This window comes from Pontibacter kalidii, assembly GCF_026278245.1.
GTDB lineage: Bacteria > Bacteroidota > Bacteroidia > Cytophagales > Hymenobacteraceae > Pontibacter > Pontibacter kalidii.
Genome location: NZ_CP111079.1, coordinates 2,101,622 through 2,124,808, shown reverse-complemented (window position 1 = coordinate 2,124,808; position 23,187 = coordinate 2,101,622). Strand labels below are relative to the sequence as shown.

Annotated in this window: 17 protein-coding genes and 1 riboswitch; of the genes, 7 read left to right on the top strand and 10 right to left on the bottom strand. The window is 54.0% G+C overall.

Annotation, left to right across the window (positions count from 1 at the left end):
• Positions 1 to 2 precede the first annotated feature (2 nt).
• Positions 3 to 3,218: a SusC/RagA family TonB-linked outer membrane protein gene (locus OH144_RS09100; RefSeq protein ID WP_266205987.1), complete on the bottom strand. Its 3,216-nt coding sequence runs from the start codon at positions 3,216 to 3,218 to the stop codon at positions 3 to 5.
• Between the two features lie 265 nt (positions 3,219 to 3,483).
• Here OH144_RS09100 and OH144_RS09095 point away from each other — a divergent pair, with 265 nt between their 5' ends.
• From OH144_RS09095 to OH144_RS09080, 4 genes are all read left to right on the top strand, one after another.
• Positions 3,484 to 4,830, top strand: coding sequence for a D-alanyl-D-alanine carboxypeptidase (locus OH144_RS09095; RefSeq protein WP_266205986.1), 1,347 nt, complete (start codon positions 3,484 to 3,486; stop codon positions 4,828 to 4,830).
• 150 nt (positions 4,831 to 4,980) lie between these two features.
• Complete coding sequence (locus OH144_RS09090; RefSeq protein ID WP_266205985.1) at positions 4,981 to 5,994, top strand: dipeptide epimerase; 1,014 nt, start codon at positions 4,981 to 4,983, stop codon at positions 5,992 to 5,994.
• Positions 5,994 to 7,079 (top strand): aminotransferase class I/II-fold pyridoxal phosphate-dependent enzyme, encoded by a 1,086-nt coding sequence (locus OH144_RS09085; RefSeq protein WP_266205984.1) that lies wholly within the window; start codon positions 5,994 to 5,996, stop codon positions 7,077 to 7,079. Before OH144_RS09090 ends, OH144_RS09085 begins: the two co-directional genes overlap by 1 nt.
• Before the next feature lie 82 nt (positions 7,080 to 7,161).
• Positions 7,162 to 8,340 carry a C40 family peptidase gene (locus OH144_RS09080; protein ID WP_266205983.1) on the top strand — a complete coding sequence of 393 codons (1,179 nt, stop codon included), beginning with the start codon at positions 7,162 to 7,164 and terminating at the stop codon, positions 8,338 to 8,340.
• Between the two features lie 377 nt (positions 8,341 to 8,717).
• Here OH144_RS09080 and OH144_RS09075 read toward each other — a convergent pair whose 3' ends face one another.
• Entirely contained in the window at positions 8,718 to 9,767 is a 1,050-nt protein-coding gene (locus OH144_RS09075; RefSeq protein ID WP_266205982.1) for a serine hydrolase domain-containing protein, read from the bottom strand.
• Positions 9,768 to 10,020: 253 nt separating this feature from the next.
• Here OH144_RS09075 and OH144_RS09070 point away from each other — a divergent pair, with 253 nt between their 5' ends.
• Positions 10,021 to 11,280, top strand: a complete 1,260-nt coding sequence (locus OH144_RS09070) for a DUF819 family protein (RefSeq protein ID WP_266205981.1) — start codon at positions 10,021 to 10,023, stop codon at positions 11,278 to 11,280.
• Positions 11,281 to 11,703: 423 nt separating this feature from the next.
• On the opposite strand, the gene OH144_RS09065 is transcribed toward OH144_RS09070, so the two are convergent.
• Entirely contained in the window at positions 11,704 to 12,624 is a 921-nt protein-coding gene (locus tag OH144_RS09065; protein ID WP_266205980.1) for an N-acetylmuramoyl-L-alanine amidase, read from the bottom strand.
• 172 nt (positions 12,625 to 12,796) lie between these two features.
• Positions 12,797 to 12,899, top strand: a riboswitch (SAM riboswitch).
• Between the two features lie 246 nt (positions 12,900 to 13,145).
• Between OH144_RS09065 and OH144_RS09060 the strand changes: the two genes are divergently transcribed.
• Complete coding sequence (locus tag OH144_RS09060) at positions 13,146 to 14,486, top strand: Na+/H+ antiporter NhaC family protein (protein WP_266205979.1); 1,341 nt, start codon at positions 13,146 to 13,148, stop codon at positions 14,484 to 14,486.
• Positions 14,487 to 14,634: 148 nt separating this feature from the next.
• Here OH144_RS09060 and OH144_RS09055 read toward each other — a convergent pair whose 3' ends face one another.
• From OH144_RS09055 to OH144_RS09030, 6 genes are read right to left on the bottom strand one after another with little or no spacing between them, the layout of a single operon-like run.
• Positions 14,635 to 15,966: a DUF58 domain-containing protein gene (locus OH144_RS09055; RefSeq protein WP_266205978.1), complete on the bottom strand. Its 1,332-nt coding sequence runs from the start codon at positions 15,964 to 15,966 to the stop codon at positions 14,635 to 14,637.
• The gene (locus OH144_RS09050; protein ID WP_266205977.1) at positions 15,966 to 16,958 is read right to left on the bottom strand and encodes an AAA family ATPase; all 993 of its coding nucleotides are present in this window, start codon (positions 16,956 to 16,958) and stop codon (positions 15,966 to 15,968) included. The genes OH144_RS09055 and OH144_RS09050 overlap by 1 nt, the downstream gene beginning before the upstream one ends.
• Positions 16,959 to 16,960: 2 nt before the next feature.
• Positions 16,961 to 18,127 carry a DUF4350 domain-containing protein gene (locus tag OH144_RS09045; RefSeq protein WP_266205976.1) on the bottom strand — a complete coding sequence of 389 codons (1,167 nt, stop codon included), beginning with the start codon at positions 18,125 to 18,127 and terminating at the stop codon, positions 16,961 to 16,963.
• 17 nt (positions 18,128 to 18,144) lie between these two features.
• A complete protein-coding gene (locus OH144_RS09040) occupies positions 18,145 to 18,882 on the bottom strand; it encodes a DUF4129 domain-containing protein (protein ID WP_266205975.1) in 738 nt (245 codons plus the stop codon).
• Positions 18,866 to 19,756 (bottom strand): hypothetical protein, encoded by an 891-nt coding sequence (locus OH144_RS09035; protein ID WP_266205974.1) that lies wholly within the window; start codon positions 19,754 to 19,756, stop codon positions 18,866 to 18,868. Before OH144_RS09035 ends, OH144_RS09040 begins: the two co-directional genes overlap by 17 nt.
• Positions 19,731 to 20,693, bottom strand: coding sequence for a stage II sporulation protein M (locus tag OH144_RS09030; RefSeq protein WP_266205973.1), 963 nt, complete (start codon positions 20,691 to 20,693; stop codon positions 19,731 to 19,733). The genes OH144_RS09035 and OH144_RS09030 overlap by 26 nt, the downstream gene beginning before the upstream one ends.
• 79 nt (positions 20,694 to 20,772) lie before the next feature.
• Here OH144_RS09030 and OH144_RS09025 point away from each other — a divergent pair, with 79 nt between their 5' ends.
• Positions 20,773 to 21,492, top strand: a complete 720-nt coding sequence (locus OH144_RS09025) for an RDD family protein (RefSeq protein WP_266205972.1) — start codon at positions 20,773 to 20,775, stop codon at positions 21,490 to 21,492.
• Positions 21,493 to 22,372: 880 nt separating this feature from the next.
• Here the strand turns inward: OH144_RS09025 and OH144_RS09020 are convergent.
• Positions 22,373 to 23,041 (bottom strand): V-type ATP synthase subunit I domain-containing protein, encoded by a 669-nt coding sequence (locus OH144_RS09020; RefSeq protein ID WP_266205971.1) that lies wholly within the window; start codon positions 23,039 to 23,041, stop codon positions 22,373 to 22,375.
• Between the last annotated feature and the right edge of the window lie 146 nt (positions 23,042 to 23,187).

Sequence of the window (23,187 nt, the reverse complement as noted above, 5' to 3'; positions counted from 1 at the left end):
AATTAAAAGGTAATGTTCAGGTTAACACCATAAGAGCGAACAGCTGGCAACTGGCCGGACTCATACCAGCTGATGGACTGGCTACCGGTCGACAAGTCAGATGGGTCGAGTCCTTTTGGCGCTTTTTGCCAGATCATGGCAGGGTTTCGGGCGGTCAGGGCAAGGCCGATGCTCTCAATAGGCAGGTTGCCCAAGGAAGCCTTATCAAACGTATAGCCTACGCGTACCTCTCTTAGCTTGATGTAAGATGCGTCGTACAGCCAGTCTTCATAAATTCTTCTGGCAGTAGTGCCATACAGCGTTTGCGGGTTTACATAAACGGTAGCATCCTGGCCGCCTACGTCCACTTTCTCCCCGTTTACTGTGATGATAGTCCCCGGGGCGTACATCCCCTCTACTCTCACACCGCCACCATCGGCCACAGCGTCGCGCACGTTTTTACCTTTGTCGTTAGTTGCAACGGTGAGGGGGTCAAGACCTGTTCTGACAGCCAGCATTTTGGAGCGGCTGAAGAACTGTCCTCCCACCTGGAAGTCGACCATAGCCCCTACGTCAAATTTCCATACCTTGAAATTGTTCTGGAAACCGCCTGTAAAGTCTGGCAGCACGCTGCCGAAGTCATGCGTGGCGGTGGTATACAACGGCACCCCGTTTGCACCCAGCAGAATCTTGCCGGTATCCTCGTCGCGCTGATAGGCCTGTCCTACGAGCGAACCAAAAGATTTGCCCTCATAGGCATACAGGTAGCTCCAGGTACTAGAATAAGAGGTAGAACCCAGCAGGTACGCCTCAATGCCAGGATATAACTCTATAATCTTATTCCTGTTTCTGTTCAGGTTAAAGGTAGTTTCCCAGGTGAACAGATTGCTCTGCACGGGCGTGCCGGTCAAGGCAACTTCTATACCTTTGTTCTCAATCATGCCGGCGTTCACAAAAGTAGAGGAATACCCACTGGCGCCGGACACGTCCAGATTGATAATCTCGTTCTTGTTGCGCTGCTGATAGTAAGTGAAGCTTGCGCCCAAGCGGTTCTGGAAGAATTTCAGATCAATACCCGTCTCAAAGGACTTGGCGAAGGCCGGCTGAAGTTCTGGGTTGTTGAGCGCGTTCGGGATAGCAACGGTGTTTACGCCAGCATAAATACCGCCCACAGCATAATCAAGTGAAGTTCTGTATAGGTCCACATCTGAACCTGCCTCGGCATAACTTATCCTTAGTTTACCGAATGACAGTGGGTTCCAGTGCAGCAACTCGCTGAATACCAAGCTACCCGACACAGAGGGGTACACATACGGGTCAGGAAGAGTAGAGGAGCGGTCTCTTCTCAGGGAAGCATCGACAAAGTAGGTGTCCTTATAGCCTATCGAAACAAGTCCGAAACCACTCATAATTTGTTTTCTGCCCAGATAAGAGGTGGTATTTGGTCTGTCTACGGAGGCATCAATGTTATAGAAGCCTGGGGTGGAAAGACCACCCACCGTGGACATGCTCAGGTTGCTTCTTCTCCACTCGAACAGGTTGGTACCTATGTGGGCGTTGAGGGAGAAGTCGCCCCACTCCTTAGAGTATTGGGCCATCAACTCGTAGTTTGTCTCGCGGTTCTGGTATTTCCCAACAGAGTACCCTGGTTGACCTTTGCCCCCGAAAGCTCTCCGGGATTCGATGTTCTGGATGTACATGTCGTTTCGGATGAAACCGCTTAGCTTCAGCTCAGGAAGCACTTGGTAGGAGAGTCCTACATCACCGAAAACACGCTCGCGGCTGTCGTTGGTGGTATTCTCATAAGCCTCAAAGTATGGGTTGTTCCAATATAACGGCTTATAGCTGTTTACTTCGCCAGTGGTGGTACTGGGCCTGCCGAGGTTCCAGTGCAGGAATGTGCCGTCGTCATACCGGTAGTTTTTCAGGCGGTTCATATCCAGGTTTCGCTGGAACCACTGCCCCATGTAGCGGGAGCCGTCCTCAGAGCCCTGGCCCGGACGCTGCGCTTTGTTGCCGGCATAGTTGATGTTAGTAGAGGCCGTTAGCTTCTCGGTGAGGTTAACACCTAGGCTGGCGCTTACGTTGTGGCGCTTTAACCAAGTATTTGGCTCTACACCTTCAATACGGGTGTCGTTGGCACTGATGCGGTAGTTGGCCTTGTTGCTGCCGCCTGTCACGCTGATGCCGTTGTTCAGGTTATAGCCGGTCTCGTAGTAATCCTTAATGTTATCCGGATGCGCCACAAACGGAGTCAACTGACCATATGTAGGGTCCTGCGGATAGAAGCTGAAGATCTGGCGAACCGGTGTGCCGTCCATCTTTGGGCCCCAGCTTTCGTCATAGGAGATATCGACATACTTTTCGCCGTTTGGCAAGGTTCTCCAGTTCTGGCTGCCGCCACCGCCGTACATGTTCTGGTACGGCATGATGTTGCCCACACGCTCCACAGAGAAGGCAGAATTTAGTTGAACAGTCACCTTTTCAGCGCCTTTAGCACCTTTTTTGGTGGTGATCATGATCACGCCGTGCTGGCCACGCAGACCATAGAGGGCGGAAGCTGCCGGGCCTTTCAGCACGTTCACCGACTCGATATCCTCCGGGTTCACGTCCTGCCCCAGGTTACCGAAGTCAACGCCCGCGCTGCCTGAGTAGTTAGCGTTGGAGATAGGCGTTCCGTCTACCACAATCAGCGGCTGGCCACCGCCTGTGATGGAGTTCACGCCACGGATTTTGATTTTCTGGGTACCGCCCATGCTGGCGCCGGAGGAACCTGTTACCTGCACACCGGCTACTTTACCGGCCAGCGAGCCGAGCACGTTCTGCTCCTTGGTAAGGGTCAAGTCTTCGCCTTTTACCTCCTGAGTGGAGTAGCCAAGGGAGCGTTCCTCCCGCTGGATGCCCAAAGCGGTTACCACCACTTCCTGCAGTTGTTTGTTGTCAGGATTTAACCGCACGTTAAACACGCGCTGGTTGCCTACTTTTACTTCCTGTACTTCATAGCCCAGAAAGCGGAACATCAGAACCGAACCGGGGCCCGGCACGCTTACCTGAAAGGTGCCATCGGCAGCGGTGGTTACCCCTGTGGTCGTGCCTTTTACAATTACACTGACACCAGGCAGCGGTAAGCTGTTATCAGCGCCTGTTACCGTGCCGCTCACGCTAACTTGCTGGGCAAACGCAGCGCCGCACCAGCAAAGTAACAGCAACAGTAAAGTTGACTGGTAAAATCTTTTCATGAGTGATTAGGTTAGTTATAAGTTAGATTAGCCTTCTAATTTAGCGTTATAAAGTATATAGGCAAATTTGTATACATTATTTTAGCAATTAAAGAGGATGTTTTAACATTGAAACGAATGAAGTTTTATTTTGCTAATATGTCGTTGTACTTCAACTGCAGTTGGCATAAATTACCACCTTTCGTATGAGAAGCGCAGCCAAACCTGTTTGATTATATAGCCCTTTTTGCTTATTTAAGCTTTTCAACTAAAAGCGCCACCACGTATGAGCCTGCTAAACCAGTTTTACAGATATGGGATGCTTTGCTGCCTGCTCCTGGCAATGGCCTGCAGCAGCAAGGTGCCTACCGCCTCGCCTGAGGCAGCCCGCTTTGGGCCTGCTGAGATCAGGAAAGAGGTGACCGAGTCGGAGGTGCTGCGGCAGAGCTTTGTGGGCTTTGCCCTGTATGACCCGGAACTGGGGCAGATGGTGGTGGAGCATAACGCCGATAAGTACTTTGTGCCAGCCTCTAATACTAAGCTGTTTACCTTCTATGCCAGCCATAAAATGCTCGGCGATTCCATTGCGGCGCTGAAGTACGTAAGCCGTGGCGACTCGCTTATCTTCTGGGGAACCGGCGACCCAACCTTCACCCACATGGACCTGAAGAACACCCTGGCTTACGACTTCCTGAAGAACCGTCCTGAGAAGAAGCTATACTATGTGGAGGCTCCTTACACCAGCACGCCCTTTGCCACCAACTGGGGTTGGGATGATTACAACTATTACTACCAGCCGGAACGAAACATTTTCCCGATCCATGGCAACGTGATCAAGTTTTACAAAGAGGAGACGGCGCCTTTCTCCACCACACCGTCATACTTTAAAAAGAAGGTTGTGGTGGATACCGCGGAGTCGAAATCGAATATAGCCTTTGTGAGAGGGTGGCGCACCAACAACATTACCTACCGCCCCCGCTATGCCGCTGAGAAGTTCTCTACCGAAGTGCCCTTTATCACCTCTCCGGAGATGACCGTGACGCTATTGGCGGATACCCTGAAGCGGGAGGTGGAGCTTCTGAAAGCTGCCGTGCCACAAGGGGGCAAGATTTTCTACGGGCTGCCAACGGATACTGTGCTTAAGCGCATGCTGCAGGTGAGCGACAACCTGATGGCCGAGCAACTCATGGCGCTCTGCTCCGGCACCCTCTCCGACACCCTGTCGATAGAGCGGGCCATCAAACATGTAAAAGCCACTTACCTGGCCGATCTGCCCGACGAGCCTGTGTGGATCGATGGGTCAGGGCTTTCCAGTATGAATATGTTCACGCCGCGAAGCATTATCGTGCTGCTGCAGAAGCTGATGGAGGAGCGCCCCCGTGAGAAACTCTTCCCGATGCTGGCTAATGGCGGCAGACCCGGCACATTCCGTAACATCTATAAGGCTGACGTGCCTTTCGTTTTTGGCAAGTCCGGTACGCTGGCGCATGTGCACAACCAGAGCGGCTACATTATGACCAAGAGCGGGAAGCTGCTGCTCTATAGCTTTATGAACAACAACTATAAGGTGCCCACCTCCGATATCCGCAACGAGATGGAACGCATCATGACGGAGGTGCACAACAGGTATTGAGTAAGTTAGAGAGTTAGAAACTTAGAGAGTTAGAAAGTTAGGGGGAGCCGTAAAGCTGCCAATTCTTGGTTTCCTCTGCATCCTGATCTGACCATAAACAACCGACAAGCAACAACCAATCATCAGCAATCATACTTAAAACAGACCACCATGAAACTTACCATCCGGTCCTTCGACCTGCCGCTTAAGCATACCTTCACCATTTCCTACGACTCCCGCGATACGCAGCCGACCATGATTGTGGAGCTGGAGCAGAACGGGCACAAAGGCTACGGCGAGGCCACCAGCAACCCATACTATGGCTTCACGATAGATAGTATGACAGCGGCGCTGGAGAGCATCCGCACCCAGATCGAGGCGACAGAGCTGGAGAAGCCGGAGGATTTCTGGGCACAGATGCAGCCGCATCTGGCCGGCCACCCATTCGCGCTTTGCGCACTCGACATGGCCGCCAACGACCTGTACGGCAAGCTGCAGGGGCAGCCGCTGCATAAACTATGGGGGCTGAACACAGACCATAACCCGCTCACCAACTACACCATCGGCATCGACACTATCGAGAACATGGTAAAAAAGCTGAAAGAGATGCCCTGGCCGCTCTACAAGATAAAGCTGGGCACAAAGGAGGATGTGGCTATAATCACGGAGCTGCGCAAGCATACCGATGCCGTGTTCAGGGTGGATGCCAACTGCGCCTGGGGCGTGGAGGAAACCATCCAGAACGCAAAGCAGCTCAAGCCCCTGGGGGTAGAGTTTATAGAGCAGCCGATGCGTGCCGACGACATGGAGGGTATGAAGCAAGTATACCAGCAGTCGGTGCTGCCGCTGATTGCCGATGAGAGCTGCATTACCGAAAGCGATGTGGCCAAGTGCGTGGGCCATTTCCATGGGGTAAACGTGAAGCTGGTGAAATGCGGGGGCCTGACGCCCGCCCGCCGTATGCTCAAGGAAGCACGTGAACTGGGGCTGAAAACCATGGTGGGCTGTATGACAGAGTCTACGGTGGGCATCTCGGCCATCGCGCAATTGCTGCCCATGCTCGATTTCGTGGACATGGACGGCCCGCTGCTCATCAGCAAGGACATTGCCCGCGGCATCACCATCGACGATGGCAAAATACGCTACAGCAGTGTCAACGGAACCGGCGCTGAGCTCATCGCTTAATGACCAGCCCCGCCTACACCGACCACCTGCCGGGCCGCACCGTGACCATCAATGGGGAGGAGTTCCTGTATTGCAGCGGCACCTCTTACCTGGGTATGGCCTGCAATCAGGCCTTTCAGGAGCTGGTGGTGGAGGGGATACGCCGCTACGGCACCAATTACTCCAGCTCGCGCCGCTCTAACCTGCGGCTGCAGGTATACGGGCAGGTAGAGGAACATCTGGCAAGCATAAGCGGTGCCGAGGCGGCCGTCACCATGTCGTCGGGCTTTCTGATGGGGCAGACGCTGGTGCAGGTGCTGCGCAACCGGGGGCGGTTCCTGTATGCCCCTGGCGCGCACCCGGCCCTGTGGGAAATTGACCGCGCCGCTGCCCAGGCCAACGCCGACATTACCTTTGAAGCGTGGGCAAAATGGGTGGTAGAGGAGGTGCAGGCATCGGAAGAGGAGCGTTTTATACTTATCTGCAACGCGCTGGACCCGTTGAAGGCCAGGAGCTATACGTTTGATTGGGTGGCCCAACTGCCCGCGCAGAAGGACATCATACTTGTCGTGGACGACTCGCACGGCTTTGGCGTGATAGGACCCGGTGGCGTGGGCATTTACCCACAGCTGCTAAAGTACAAGAATGTGGAAGTGGTGGTGGGAAGCTCGTTTGGAAAGGCGCTGGGCATTCCGGCCGGGTTTATGCTTGGCTCCCGCCAGTTAGTGGAGCAGGTGAAAGCAAGCCCATACTTTGGCGGGGCCTCACCGGCCATTCCGGCCTACCTGTACGCCTACCTGCAGGCAGGGGAGGTGATTAAGGAGGCGCAGGAGCGCCTGCAGCAAAGCATCCATACATTTCTGGGGCAACTGCAGCGGCAAGAGCTGTTCAGCTATATTCCGGATTACCCGGTGTTCAGCACCCTTCAGGAAAGTATGGCGCAGCACCTGAACCAGCACCGGATCCTGATTTCCAACTTCCGTTATCCCACCGCCGAGAGTGCTCCCATCATCCGCATCATCCTGAGCAGCCTGCATACCCCGGAGGACCTGCAGCGGTTGGCGGAGGCAGTAAACCAATTCTCTCCCAATTTTGTCGTAAATTAGGGAGATGATCAAAACTGAGTCTCATACTTGAACTTCAACACGAACATAACCTGCCGCACCTTTGTGCTGCGGTACCTTTAACATGATGAAAAAGAACTATCTCATACTTGCCCTTGGCCTTCTGATGGCCTGTACCTCCGGAAAGGAAACTGCCACCACTGCGGATGCCACCATGGCGCCGCACATCGAGGAGGTGCGCACGCAGTATGCCCCCGATAAGCGGGTGGCGCTCTTTAAGGTGGAGCAACGCGACAACGTGCTGGCCGGCGAAACCAACATGCCGGAGGCGAAGCAGGAGCTGTTAGAGAAGCTGAAAGCCGAGCAAATTACCTTTGTGGACAGTATACAGGTGCTGCCCGATGCTGCGCTGGAAGGCAAGGAGTTTGGCGTGATCACCATTTCGGTGGCCAACCTCCGCTCTGAGCCAAAGCACCCAGCTGAGCTGGCCACGCAGGCTACCATGGGTACGCCGGTAAACGTACTGAAGCACCAGCGCGGCTGGTACCTGGTACAAACGCCGGATAAATACCTGGCCTGGGTAGATGAAAAAGGCGTCAGCCTGATGGACAAAGCCACGTTTGATGCCTGGCAGAAAAGCCCGAAGTTACTCTATACCAAACCCTATGGTTTCGCCTACGAGTCGGCCAGCGCTGACGCAGGAACTGTTTCTGACTTAGTATATGGCGATGTGCTAGCGCTGCAGCAGAAGCAGGGCGATTTCTACGCGGTAACCTTCCCCGACGGCAGAAAAGGTTTTGTACCTGCGGCGGAGTCGGTGAAGTATGATGAGTGGCTGGCCAGCCGCAAGCCAAGCGGCGAGAACCTGGTGAGCACCAGCAAGCAGCTACTGGGCCTGCCTTACCTGTGGGGCGGTACCTCATTTAAGGGGGTTGACTGCAGCGGCTTTACCAAAACCGTATTCTTTATGAACGGCCTGGTGCTGCCACGTGATGCCTCACAGCAGGTGCACATAGGCAAGTTGGTGGATACGTCTAACGGTTGGGACCAGCTACAGCCCGGCGATCTGCTGTTCTTCGGTGTGCCTGCCAAGGATGGTAAATCAGAGCGCGTGGTGCACGTGGGCATGTGGATCGGCGGAGATCAGGAGTTCATACACTCAGCTGGCCGTGTGCGCATCAGCAGCATGAATCCTAAGGCAGCGAATTTTGATGAGCCGGAGCTGAAGCGCTTCCTCCGCGCCAAGCGCATTACCCCGGATGATGTGGTAGTAGACCTGCGCAAAACAGCTTTGTATCAGTAAAGAATCCTTTTCTCTCCTTCCTAAGCATAGGAGGGGACTGAAAATACCCGAAGAGACGCAACACCCTGCGTCTCTTCTTTTTTTGCCCGTCCGAACGGCACGGTTGGGCATCCGTGCCAAGTATAAATTCCCTTCCTTGGAGGGATGAGGTAACTAGCCCTCGCTCGCCTCTGGCGAGTGTGCGTCATAGTTTGGCCTCTGGCCGCTTTACGAGTGCTTAGCGTGTGACGGGACGCCAACAAATAGCTTACTCTCGCCAGAGGCGAGCAAGGCTAATTTGATTAGAGGGAAACTGCTCCAGGAAAGGGATTTGCTGCTACCTGGCAGGTAGTTCTTTGACGCATACATCAGATGCTATAAAGTATAAGCTAAGGAGCTTACCGTGTCAGCTCCTGCAGATGGTGTACGAGTGCTGACTTTGGACTGAACTCCTGAAACTGCTTCAGCTCCTGCAGCAGATCGCTCAGGAAAGTATGGTTGTTGGCGATGTTGGAAAAGGAGGCAACAACAGTATCGTACTGCGGCAGCCGGATAACCAGGTTGGTGAAGCCGGAGGTATCGCCGCTGTGGCAAAGCTCGTGGCTGCCGTTAACAATAGCCGACACAAACCAGCCCATACTATAATGCCAGCCTTTGGCTGTGTCTATACTTGACGAATGAGTGTTTAGTGTGTTGTTTATGTTAAATAGAGAATTGTGCTGCAAAGCTCGCTGCCACTTCAGGAAATCCTGCGCCGAAGTATAAAGGCAGCCGTCGCCGCGCGTGGCAGTGCAGATGTTCTGGTCGGAAAGTATAAAACCGCCTGCCGCATCCCTGCTGTAGCCCAAAGCCCGGTTGGGTATGGCGGCATCAGCCCTATAAAGTATGGAGTGGCTCATCTGCAGCGGTCCGAAGATATTTTCCTTTAGAAAGTCAGCGTAGCTCCTGCCTGACACCCGCTCAACCAGCAGCCCCAGCAGCACATAGGCCGTGTTGCTGTAGCGGTATTGGGTGCCGGGGGAGAAGAGGAGCGCTGGCTGTGCAGCTGTTTTGCGCAGCACGTCCTCATCTGAGAGCTGGGCCGTCTGATCTTCCGGAATATGCTCTTCAAAGTCCGGCAGGCCGGATGTATGGTTGAGCAGGTGCAGTAGTTGTATGGCTTTGAAATGCGCCAGCTCCGGGAAGAATAAAGCGAGCGGATCATTAAGTTGAAGCTTCTGCTGCAACGCCAGCAGGTGCACGCTCATGGCGGTAAACTGCTTTGAGACAGAGGCCATCCGGAAAGTCGTGTCCGGGGTGATGGCAGCGCCTGTTTCCAGGTTCGCCAAACCGGCACCGCGCAGGTATACCACCTCGTTTTCTTTGGCTACCAGCACTACCGCACCGGGTGTCTGGGACGTGAAGTGGCGGTTGAGCAGGTGATCGAGCGCTTGGGGTAGGGTGGGCATGGCTATACGTCTGTTTACACGTTGGAAATGGTCAAATTTAGGAAACTGAAAGTATAAACCGGCAGCAGTTATACTTTTACAACCATAAAGCCGCGGAAAGTATAGAAAATTCTCTATTAAAACGGCCGCAGGTTTTGTGTTTGGAGGATACTCGTTCTAACTTTAAAGTTTAAAGATCTGGCAGCCCAAGACGCAGTCTGTTCTTTCTCCAAATCTGAACATCACCCTTAACCAGCTAACACTACACCACCCCATGACCGAAACTAGCGCACTGCTGATCACCAACGAGGCCGTGGTGCTGGGCATTCTGCTCGTCATCCTGGCCGCTGTTTTCCATACCTCCTCCAGCACCAACCGGTTTTGGATGAAGTTTTACAAAGTGATTCCCTCACTGCTGCTGTGCTATTTCCTGCCGGCGCTGCTCAATACGTTCAACATCATCTCCGGCGACAGCTCGCAGTTATACTTTGTGGCATCGCGATTCTTCCTGCCCGCCTCGCTGATCCTGCTCACCATCAGCATTGACTTTAAGTCGCTGCGCATGCTGGGCAGCAAGGCCGTGATCATGTTCTTTGCCGGAACGCTGGGGATTATACTTGGCGGGCCGCTGGCCTTGTTCCTGGTAGGCTCCGTCTTCCCGGATGTGCTCTATACCGGCGACGATGAAGTATGGAAAGGCCTGTCTACGATAGCGGGCAGCTGGATTGGCGGCGGGGCGAACCAGGCGGCCATGCTGGAGGTATTCGGGGCGAGCAAGGAAGCCTTCGGACAAATGATCGCAGTGGACGTGCTGGTGGCGAACGTGTGGATGGGCTTCCTGCTGTACTGGTCGCAGAAGCCGGAGAAAATCGATAAGCTGCTCGGCGCCGACAGCCGCCCAATCAGGGAGCTGGAGGAGCGGCTGGAGGGGCTGCAGGCGGGCAAACACATGATGCCTACCATTACCTCTACAATGGTGATCCTTGGCGTGGCGTTCGGGTTTACCGGCCTTTCGCACTTCCTGGCCGATATCATTGCGCCCTACTTTGCCGAGAACTTCCCGGAACTGGAGACGTACTCCATCACCAGCGGCTTTTTCTGGCTCGTAATTGTTGCCACCACGGCAGGTTTGGCGCTCTCGTTCACCAAGGCCCGCAACCTGGAAGGCTACGGCGCCTCCCGCTTCGGTTCCATTTTCCTTTACTTCCTGGTGGCCACCATCGGCATGAGCATGGACCTGGGCGCTGTGCTGGACAACCCGAAACTGTTCCTGGTGGGCGCCTTCTGGATTACTTTTCACATCCTCATTATGCTGGTGGTGGCGCGTCTAATACGGGCACCGTTCTTTTATGTGGCGGTGGGCAGCCAGGCAAATATTGGCGGTGCGGCCTCGGCACCTATCGTGGCAGCGGCCTTTAACCGCTATCTGGCCCCGGTGGGCGTGCTGCTGGCCGTGTTGGGCTACGCAGTGGGTACATACGGCGCCTACATCTCCGGGCTGATCCTGCAGTACATCTGGAACCTGCTGGCGTAGAGAGTTTGGGAGTTAGAAAGTTTAGGAGTTAGAAAGTTTAGGAGTTAGAGAGTTAGAAGGTTAAAGTATAGCCTGGGTGCTTGACTCTATAAAGTATATAACCCAAGTTGCAGTATCTAATGCAGTGCAGGTGTAAACCCACCCCTAACCCCTCCAAGGTGGGGAAATCACCTGCTCTTTTGCAAAATTCCCCTCCTCTGGACTAGCCAAAACGCGAGTTTTGAGCTAGCGAGCGCAGCTCTCAGGGGTGGGTTAATCGCAAATCGATCTATAAAGTATAAGAGCACCGGCCCCGGTGGGAGAGTAGTGGTTCTCCTGCCGGGGCCGATGCTGTATAAAACAGGCTATTCCCGCTGCACTGTCTACAGCGAGTCTGGAGACTCGCCGCACACCCTGCATCACCGGCTGGATGCCGGCGCCAGCCTACAAGTACTTCTGGTACAGGTTGTAAAGTATGATCTTGTCTTTCTCCGTCAGCTCCATGTTCACCTCCTCCTGTACAAAGTGGAGCTTGAAGGCACGGATGGCGGCGGGCATGTCTCGGGTGTCGTAACCAATGATGCGGAGCGCCTCTTTGGGGTTAAAGTGCGGCGGAATGGTAGAGACGGAATCCAGGGGCTGCAGTACAAGCACGGGCGCTGTACCGGTGCTGTCGAGCACCGTAATCGGGGCGGCCGGCTGCAGGTACTGCTCCACTACGCCCTCATCGTACCACAGGCCGAAACCGTGCTCCGCCAGCCGCTTCCATGGGAACGTCTCGTTCGGGTCTACTTTTCGCACCGGGGCAATATCGGAGTGGCCGATGAAGTTCTCGGCAGGTATGTTGTGCTTTTCCTTCAGCATCGCCAAAACTTCCAGCAGGCTGTTGATCTGTGCTTCGGCAAAAGGCTCGGCTCCATTATTATCCAGCTCAATGCCGATGGAGGAGGAGTTAAGATCGGTGTTATTTCCCCAGCGGCTATTGCCCCCGTGCCAGGCGCGCAGGTTGTCGTTGAGCATGTGGTATACCTTGCCGTCGCGGCCGATCACGTAATGTGCGCTAACCTGCGTTTTTGGCATGGTAAAGGTCTTCAGCGTATGCTCCGTTGAGTTCTGGGCCGTGTGGTGGATCACGACATAGTTAGCCTTTCGCATGCTGAAGTTGGTAGTACCTACCCAGTGCTCGCCAAGTGGCAGCGTCGACTCCTTTGGGTTGATGGCGGGCACGGTGCGCAGCTGTTTCGTATAGGCTTTCAGCTGTTTCTTATGCGCACGGTTGGTGCTGGCGTAAGGGTTGGGGGAGCAACTGTAGAGGCTGGCGCTGGCCAGGAGCAGCGCGAAAAGGGCCGTAGAGGTGAATTTCATGTGAATTGTCAGGGATAGTGTGTTCTGAAGTATAAACTTGTGGGAAATTAACTTTAGATGCAAGTTCTAACACTGAACTATCAGGATTAGAAGTATAAACTTTAGGAGAACTTCCCCTCCGGGTTTGATTTTCTAGCCGTGCTGGCTTTACCTTTGCAGTATCTTTATGCAAGATTTATAAAGAAGAGGGGAGAGAGCAGGCTCAGCGAACCTCTAGCAACCACGGCCCCGGCCGTAAAGGTGCTAACACCTGCCCAATTTGGGACCTATAAATTTAACTTCATGCGCTTACTACAACAGCTTCCCGTTTTTATATCCCGTGTCTTTACCGCACTAGCAGCGCCTAAGCCTGCTTGTTGTTGTTATTGTTGTTGTTAAAGGCTATACTCCTCTACAACTGCCTTGGCGCAAACCGCAGGGGCTTCCACACTAACAAAGACATTAAGATTTCCATTTTAGGGGCGTAAGAAGCCAAAGTCGCCGTTAAGCATTTCGTGCCTGCTTCCCGCTCTATCGTTTACATGCAACATATTCAAAAAACTGGCGGTTGGGCCCTGGTGCCTTTCCTGGTGTTTGTGCTCACCTTTCTAGGCGCAGGCATTTTCTTAAACGATTTTTATGCCCTGCCTGCACCGGTGGCGGTGGTATTGGGCATCATCTCCGCCTTCTTTCTACTTCGGGGCTCCACAGAGGCCAAGGTAGCAGCGCTTATCAGGGGCTGCGGCGATTCCAAGATCATCACCATGTGCCTGATCTACCTGCTTGCCGGGGCTTTTGCCACGGTAACAAAGGCTGTGGGCGGTGTGGATGCTACCGTAAACCTGGGACTGAGCGTGCTGCCGGTACAGTACCTGGGCCTTGGCGTATTTCTGCTGGCGGCCTTCCTGTCAACGGCCACGGGAACATCGGTGGGGGCTATTGTGGCTCTAGCGCCTATCGCGGTGGGGCTCGCCGAGCAAAGTCAAACGTCTATGCCCTTGCTGCTGGGCGCGCTGTTGGGAGGCGCCATGTTTGGCGATAACCTCTCCTTTATTTCCGATACCACTATTGCCGCCACGCAAACACAGGGTTGCAGCATGCGCGACAAGTTTAGGGTAAACATCCTGATCGCTGGCCCTGCTGCCCTGGTTACGGTGGTGCTGTTGCTCCTCACAGGCTGGAACACGGCAGGAGCGGTGGAGGCGCAGCTCCCGGAACTGCAGGCGGCTAATTTCTGGCAGATCGTGCCTTACCTGTTGGTCATCGCCTTGGCTGTATCAGGCATAAATGTGTTTGTGGTCCTCATTCTGGGTACTTTGGCTTCCGGAGCTGTAGGGCTGTGGCAGGGCCAACTGGAGGTGCTGGCTTTTGGCAAAAGCGTCTACGAGGGCTTCACGGGTATGACCGAGATCTTCCTGCTCTCCATGCTCACGGGCGGGCTGGCCCGGATGGTCAGCGAGGCGGGCGGCATTGCCTTCCTGCTGAAAAAAGTTAGCAAGGCCGCCAGCGGGTTTCGCTCGGCACAGGTCGGCATCCTGTCGCTGGTAGGGGGCACGAACACGGCCATTGCCAATAACACGGTTTCTATCGTCGTGACGGGGCAGGTGGTGAAGGAGATCAGCCAGGAGTATAGTATAGATAAACGCAAAACCGCCGCGCTGCTCGATATTGCCTCCTGTGTGGTGCAGGGGCTGCTGCCTTATGGTGCCCAGATCCTGATGCTGGTCAGCTTTTCGAACGGGCAGCTGAACTTCCTGGACCTCTGGTCCTCGGCCTGGTACCTGTACTTGTTGCTGCTGTTCAGCCTGCTGGCCATCTATACGCCTTTCGTAGATAAGTACCTGCAAAAGCAGCCTGCGGCAGAGCAGGCTGTGGCGGTGTAAGTACAGGAGCTAAGTATCAGTACTCCATTTTAAAAAGTATAACGAAAACTAACGCTATCGAAAAATTTTTACTCTCACCTTTATACACGCCACTATTCTAACTTTACTAACCTAACCAAAAAAGGGAGACAAGCTTTGTCTCCCTTTTTTATATCAAACCGCGGGCCTTCAGCTCCAGGTATTTGTTAATCGTGTTCGCCGTCAGGTCTTTTGGCGGGGTGAGGATGGCGTGAATACCATGCAGTTGCAGCTCCTTCACGATCTGCCTTTTGTCGTGGCTGAACTTTTGGGCGATGGCTTTGGTGTATACTTCCTCGGTGCTGGTGGCGGGTTGGTGCAGCAGGCTGTGCAGCTCCGTGTTCTCGAAGAAGATCACCACCAGCAGGTGATTCTTAGCCAGCGCCCGCAGGTAGGGCAGCTGGCGCTGCGCGCCGTTCAGCGTCTCGAAGTTGGTGAAGAGCAGAAGCAGGCTGCGTTGTTTTATCGTATGGCGCACAGTGGCGTAAAGCCGCTCGAAGTCGGTTTCCTGGAACAGCGTTTTCTGGTTGTAGAGCAGCTCCAGGATACGGCGCAGCTGATCCGACTTGCGCTGTGCGGGCAAGATGTTGCTTATCTTGTTTGAGAAGGTGATGACTCCTGCTTTGTCCTGCTTTTTCATGGAGATGCTGGAGATGACCAGGGAGGCGTTGATGGCATAATCCAGCAAGGTTAGTCCCTCGAATGGCATCTGCATCGCGCGGCCCTTGTCGATGAGGCTGTACACCTGCTGCGACTTCTCGTCCTGGAAACTGTTGACCATCAGCTCTGCTCTGCGGGCCGAGGCTTTCCAGTTGATGGTGCGCTGGTCATCGCCGGCAACGTAATTCCTGATTTGCTCGAACTCGGTGCTCTGCCCAATACGACGGATCTTCTTGAGGCCCATTTCGTGCAGCCTGTTAGACACTGCCAGCAGCTCATACTGCTGCATCTCGATAAACGACGGGTATACCGGCACCTCCTGATTTTGGGCAAATTTGTAGCGGCGCTTTACCAGTTGCAGCACACTCATGGCAAACACGTTGATGGCGCCAAAGCTGTAGCTGCCGCGCTTGGTGGGCCGCAATATATAGTGGATGATGTGGGTGCGCCCGTGCGGTACGACCGCTCTGAACAAGCTGTCGCGCTTCTGAAACTGGAACGGCAGCTCATCGATCACCTCGGAATGCAGGGTAAAGTTATACTTGTTCTCCAGGTATAAGTAAACATCGTTGTCGCTGCCATTGGAGAGCTTCTCCTGCATGCTGCGGCTGGCGTATACGCCGGCCCGGTTGCTGTAGAGCAGGAGCAGGTCCAGCAGCGTGAGCAGCACCAGCACCGCCAGGGCCACCTTGGCAAGCACCAGCAGCACCGGCACAAAGAAGGCCAGCACGAACAGGCACGCCAGGGCAGCCAGGCTCTGATAGAGGCGGTTGGTAAAGTATAAACTACGGATAAATTGCACTAGCGCGGCACGTCAATTTTCTGAACGATCAGTTTAATCACCTCATCAGGGGTGATGCCTTCCATTTCGCGCTCAGGGGTGAGCAGGATGCGGTGGCGCAGCACTACTGGGGCCAGTTCCTGCACATCCTCCGGCGTCACGAAGCCACGGCCACGCAGGGCAGCCAGGGCTTTAGAGCTGTTGAGCAGGGCAATGGAGGCGCGCGGCGAGGCCCCTAAGTATAAAGACTTGTTCACCCTGGTCTCTGCCACGATCTGGGCGATGTACTCCAGCAGTTTTTTGTCCAGGTGCACGGCCTGCACCGCCTGGCGCAGCGCCAGCAACTGCTCCGCCGAGAGCACCGGCTGTACCTGGTCCAGCTCCTTCTTAAGCTGCGGGCCCTTGTGCTGCAGCTCCAGTATCTGCACTTCCTCCTCCAGGCTGGGGTAATCCACCAGCACCTTAAACATAAAGCGGTCTAGTTGCGCCTCGGGCAGGCGGTAGGTTCCTTCCTGCTCAATCGGGTTTTGGGTGGCCAACACCACAAAAGGGGCCTCCAGCGGGTAAACTCTGCCGTCATGGGTGATGTGCTGCTCCTCCATCACCTCGAACAGCGAGGCCTGTGTCTTGGCCGGTGCACGGTTTATCTCGTCTATCAGCACAATGTTGGCGAAGATGGGCCCCTGCTTGTACTCAAACGTGGCCGAGCCGGGGTGGAAAACCGAGGTTCCCAGCACATCCGAGGGCATCAGGTCCGGGGTGAACTGGATGCGGCTGAAGTCAACCTGCACGGTGCGGGCCAGCAGCTTTGCCGTCAGGGTTTTGGCAATGCCCGGCACCCCCTCTATCAGCACGTGGCCGTCGGCAAGCAGGGCTACCAACAGCAGCTCGATCAATTTCTCCTGACCGACTATGATCTGGCGGAGCTCCTGCTTTATACTTTCTGTGGCGCCGCGCAGGGCGCTGTAATCCGTCTTGTTTTCCTGTGTGGTGATGAGTATGTCTTCTTGCATAACTATACTTTATACTTTGCCCCCGGGGAGGTTTGTTTGTAGAAATCTTCTAAATGGGAGTTGAGCAGCAGCAGCGTTTGCGCACTGATGGCCTTGCTTTGAGCGATGGAGCGAATGAGCCCGAAAATATCGCTCACCAACGCAGCGTCGGCGCCTGACTTTGCCACTACCCGCTCGCGCAGCTCCTCGTCCAGTGTATGGGTGGTGAGGTGGAAGTGCCGGCGCAGGTACTCCAGGAAATAGGTTATCTTTTTCTCGGCGATGTTTTTGTGGTCGCCGTGGTTAAAGTATAAACTGCCGATCGTTTTTACGAAATCCAGGGTGGTGTTGCGCGGCGGCTCCAGCACCGGGATAATGCGTTGTGTGCGCTTGCTCTTAAACAGCAGGAACAGCACCATGCCCGCTAGCGCCACGTAATAGGCCCAGGTCAGCGGCTCGTGCCGCATCAGCACCCGTAGCACCGACTGGTCCTCCTCCCGGCCCTGGTTCTGGTATTCGTCCCATAGCACCGGTTGCACGGGCAGATGGGAGAGGGCGGTGGCGGCATAGTCGGGCTGCTGCAGGGTCAGGAGCTGGTAATTGGTGAAAGCCAGCGGTACCGAGCTGATATAGAAATGCCCCTCGCCGAAGGGCACCTTCATAAAGTTAAGCATCCCCGCCTTGTTTCGCCCCAGCGCCTCGTGCCCCACCTGCTTTTTTACCCGAATGTAGCGGCTGTTATTGTTGGGCGGAAACGTATACACCTGCTGCTCCGGCTGGCTGGTAAAATAAAAGCCCGTGGAGTCGGGGGAGGTGGTGTTCAGGTAAACAGTATCAAAGTATAACGTGTCCTCCAGGGCCTGGCTATACTCATCAGCTGCTATAAATACCTGGTTTCCCCGGTGCACGAAATCGAGCAGCAGGTTAGTATCCAGGCTGTCGGCGGCAAAGAATTTCTGGATGAACACATAGCTGCCGCTGAGGGTGGAGTCCTGCAGTTGGTTGTAAATCGGCTCGCGCACCTGCTCTACCCGCTGGCCGGGGAAGAGGCCCGGCAGCAACTCATAAAGTGCGTAGGTGCCGTAGGGGATCTTATCTTCCCTGGAAAAGGTCTGCGACCAGTCCACCGCCTTTGGCCGGAAATACTCCAGCAGCACCAGGGACCCGAAGAGCAGCAAAATTATCGCCATATACCTGCGGTAGCCTTTCATGCGTGCTGCTTTACAAGGTTATCGAACTGGTTAAACTCCGCCTGTGCGGAAGTATATACTTCATCGCCAAGGGCGGCACCGCCATACCACACGTACTCGAACATGCCCGTAAGCTGCTCAAACTCCTGGCGTATGGGTCCCGGTTTAATTTCGGAGATGTAGCTGCGGTTAGTTTTGCCTGCTTTCCACTCGATCAAGGTCCTGTCAGTTAGGAGCTTCAGGCTTTGCAGGTAGTGGAGCCGCACGGCCTTGCGGTAGTCGCGCTGCGCGGTGGCCTCGGCTATCAGGGCTTTCATGTCCATCTCATGGATATTTTCCTCGAGCACCTCATACGGCATGCTCATACTTACAGCCTTTCTGCCAAACAGGCCGCCCGTTTCCACGTTTTGCATTTTAATAATGATGAAAACGATCGCCGCCGCTAGGGCCAGGTAAAGCAGCACTTCCCAGAAGCCGCTCGCCTGTCCCTCGTAGAAGACATCCTGCAGCCACCGCTGCAGGCGGTGCTTGAGCCGCTCCCAGAAGGTGGCGCCCGTGTTTACCTCCTCGTAATACTGGAAATCCTCGGAAGCGCGCATGGCCTCCAGCTGTTCCGCGTCCAGCGGACGGACCATCACCGGCTGGCGCGCGGCCGGAATACTATCCTGCAACTGGGCATGCGCGATGGGGCCAGAACCGAGCAGCAGGCAAAGTATAAGTATAAAGGAGTGAAGGTACTTAAAACTCTCCCTCATTGGTGGTAAGGCTCTGGTTGTGGCCGCCGATTAACTCTACCTGCTCCATCAGGCCCAGGCCGTCTTTCTGCTCTACCAGGTTAAAGTACTGGAAGCCCAGCGCCAGCGTGGAGATGCAGTAGGTAAACGTGGTGAGCATGGTGGCAATCGTGTTGGAGGCGACCAGCAGTAACTCGCTTTCGGCCCCCGGCACCTGTAGCAGGCGCATCATCATAACTGCTCCCAGGGGCACGGCTGCCAGCCAGGCAATCATACTTTGAATGATACTGGCGATGAATATAAGGCCAAAAGTAGCCCACCAGTTTCCCTTGATCAGGTAAAAGCAACGTTCTATACTTTCTATAAAACCCGTCTCCTCGCGTACCATCACCACCAGGAAGAGGGAGAGCACCACCGCCAGGTAAATGCCCAGGCCCAGCAGGAAAAAGCTCAGAAAGCAGACCACCCCAATGGCAATACTGGAGTAAATGGCCTGGATCAGGTTTCGTTTGATATGCTCCCACACGGCAGCCGGTGTCACCTCCCCCTCTTCATCCATATAGGCTACCATGTACCCATACACCGTCAGGGCGACAATCACTAGGGCCATCACGGTGAAGAAGAGCGAAAACAGGTAATTGAGCGAGGTGACCTGGTTGAAGAAAGTATACTCGCCCATGGTGCTGTAAGGCCCCTCGCCGGTAAGCTGCTGGAACATGCGCGATTGGTGCATCCCCGAGAAAATACCGCCTATGAGTGCCACCGGCGACACATACAGCAGCATGGCCTTCGATAGTGGTTTAAAGTTTGTTTTCAGGAAGGCGAAGGTGGCATTCAGTTTTTCGCCGAAATCCCTTTCTTGCCTTAAGTTAATTTTCTGTGTTGCGTGTAGCATTGTTTCTGTGCAGTGAACGTGGGTAGAGTATAAAGTAGTAAAGTATAAAGGCGGCGGAAAAGAGGATGATGAACAAGCTCAGAGCCAGCGGCATGTCGGTGTGGCGCGTCACGAAGCCCTCCAGGAAACCTGCCGTGAGGAAGACCGGTACCAGCCCCACTACAATTTTGAGCCCCCTGCGGGCCCCCTGCTTAAAAGAGTGCAGGCGGGAGTGGGTCTTGGGGAAGAGAAGGCTGTTGCCCATCACAAAGCCGGCGCAGCCCGCAATCACAATGGCCGATATCTCCAGCGTGCCGTGTATCCAGATGGTGAGGAAGGAGGTAAAAAGCAGCCCCTGCTTGTAGAAGAAGTACTGAAAAGCCCCCAGCATCACCCCGTTCTGAAACAGCACCCAGAACGTGCCGACGGAAAAAAATACACCCAGCACAAAGGCCAGAAAGGAAACTTTGATGTTGTTAAAGGTGATGTAGAGGAACATCTCCGCCTCGCCGTGGCTTTTGTACACAGCCATTGGGTCGCCGTTCCGGATGTTCTCCAGGGTCATGTTCACGTAGCGGTCGCCCAGTATGAGTCGCACAAAGGTATCGTCCAGGGCGGCAGAGAGGGCGCCAATGCCGCAGGCTACCGCAAAGATCAAGAAGGCGTAACCCAGCTGGCGGTGGTGCTGCCGGAACAGGAAGGGCAACTCATACTTCCAGAAGCTGACGAAGCGGTTACTTTTCTCTTTTTTGTTTTTATAGATGGCCTGGTGCGTCTTGCCGGCCAGGGCGTTCAGGTAGGAGGTGGTGTCCGACGCAGGGTAGAAGGTGCGCGCGTAAGCCAGGTCATCGGTCAGTTCAATAAAGCTGTCGGCCAGTGAGTCGGGACCGGAGGCTTTCTGCTGCTCGTATGCTTTCCACTTCAGTTTGTTTTTTCGGATAAAGGCTGCTTCGCGCACGGGTACTGTGTTTTATACTCAACCAAATATATGTATATTGTGATGTAAAAAAAATGAAAGCAAACTTATTTTATTGAAGATGAATACCATTAAAATCCGGACTACGCAGCATGTGGAGGTAGAGTATCCGTTGGCCAGCGTGGGCGACCGTATCGTAGCGCATATTATCGACATGGTGGTGATGGGCGTATGGCTGATAGGGTGGGCCGCTTTTTTTGCGGCAACAGGCCTGGACGGAGGAGCGATCCTCGGCTTCTTGATTATGGTGCCGATGGTGTTTTACCATTTGTTATGCGAGATCTTCCTGAACGGGCAAAGTGTCGGAAAGAAAGCCCGCGACCTGAAAGTGGTAAAGCTTTCCGGCGGAGCACCGTCCTTGGGCGATTATCTGCTGCGCTGGCTGTTCAGGCTGGTGGATACGGCAGCCTCGCAGGGGTTTGTGGCGCTGATAACCATAGCCGCCAGCAACAAAGGACAGCGCCTCGGCGACATGGCCGCCGGCACCTGTGTCATCCGTACCCGCGCAGTCCGAAAAAGAGAGTCGGCCATGGTCACGACGGAGGAAGGGTATCAGGTGCGATTCCCGGAGGTGCATCTGCTGACCGATCAGGACGTGGCGATCATTCGCAAGCTCCTTTACAAGGCGCAGAAGTATAATAACTATGAGTTGCTGGAGAAGATGGCGCTGCGTGTCCGGGAAATCACCGGTATACAGCCCGGCGAGCTATCGGAGTGGGATTTTCTGCAAACCGTGGTAAAAGACTACCACCATTATACCCACGGGGAAGTGGAATTGTAGTGGGGGCTATCCAAGCTTCTGTTCAAGGGATATAGTGAGAGTTTTGGACAAAAGACTGTGTGACAAAGGACAAATGAGGCAAAGTATAAAACCACTTTTACTTGTGGCATCGCTAAAGCAGCGGCTATCGAACTGATCCCAGTCTTTGGGTTGAGCGCCTATGCGAGTTTTTCCGGTGCTGAACGAAGTGAGGCATTGCGACGTCAGGAGCAAAGGAAAAGCTACCAGCGCGATGCCCGAAGACGAGCCCTCCCGGGCTAGAGGGAGCCAAAGCAGGAGATGCAACGATGGGTCTGTAAGGCTGGAGGATGAACAGAAGCTAGTAGGGATAGCCTGTTTCAATTGGAAGGAAGCAGCGGCTGGAGAAGTATAAATATGATTAAAGTATAACAGTATGGCTCACGCGGATTACAAATCCGCGGCTATTATACTTCCGGATTGCAAATCCGAAAGAGCGGAAGTATGATTAAAGTATGGCCAAAGTATAAAGTATGGCTCATGTAATTAAGTATAGCCAGTGCAAGTATGGCTTTTCAAGCCAGTCAAGTCACAGACTCAACATCATTGGTAGGACACAAGTCTGAAGACTTGCGCCAGGAGGAGGAAGAATAAAAGTATAGCCCAACTATAACAACCTGTTCATCCACACATCCCATAAATCCCGGTTAGTACGAGTATAAAACTCAAGTTTCGATTAACCCACCCCTGCCCCTCCGAGGAGGAATAGATGGTTCCCCTCCTCGGAGAGGTTCGGGGTGGGTTTACACCTACACGGCATAGATAAATCGCAACTTGGGTTATAAAGTATAACCCAGAAAAACACATAGCCCCGGTAACTTCTTAAAAAGCTACCGGGGCTATATGTTATGTCGGGGGTGGATTACAGTTGCGGCTGCTTCTTAACACTGGCAAGCTGCTGCTTGAGTTCCTCCACGCGGTTAAGCTCCGTTTGCAGCTCACGCTTTATCTTCAGCTCACGCTCACGGGCGCTCTTTTTATACTCATTCAGTTCCAGCTCCATTTCGTCAAAAGCTCTGCGCTTCTCGCTGGCGACACTCTTGCTGCTCTTGTGCTGCACAGCCATCACGCCAAGGGCAATCAGCAGGGCGATGATAATGCCGCTGTTCAGCAGCACGTAGAACTGCTTGGGCACGTCAATGCCCAGGACAGTAATATGCGTTATGTCGTGTATGCTCTGCTGTACCTCGGCCTCTTTCTTCTTCATCTCTTCCTGCATGGCCTGCAGCTGTTGCTCCTGGGCGGCTACGTCTTTGCGTGCCTCCTGCAGCTTGGCATCGGCCTCCGCCTCAAAGTTATCCAGTTTTTTGTCTTTGGCAGCCACTGTCTCCTGTACTGTTTTCCAGAAAGATTCCAGTGTGGTGATCTTTACTACTTTGTAGCCCTGCCAGGTGTTGGAGCCGCTTTTCAGGCTCTCGAATTGCTTTTCAAGTTTTGCGTTGGCTGCAGGTGCTTTTTCTGCTTTGTTGCCCTGTGCCTGTACAAAAGAGACAGAACACGCGAGAGCGAGGGAGAAAAAGAGTGCCTTCATAATTTAAGGTTTTGGTTTTTACTAAAATTTGTATTTCTGCTATGGGCCGTCCGGCAGGTGAAGTTAAAGAATTATAGCTTTTTGAGCACCATTAGTTACAGGCTTAACCCTACTGCGTTTCAAATATTGTTTAAGATTACTAAAAA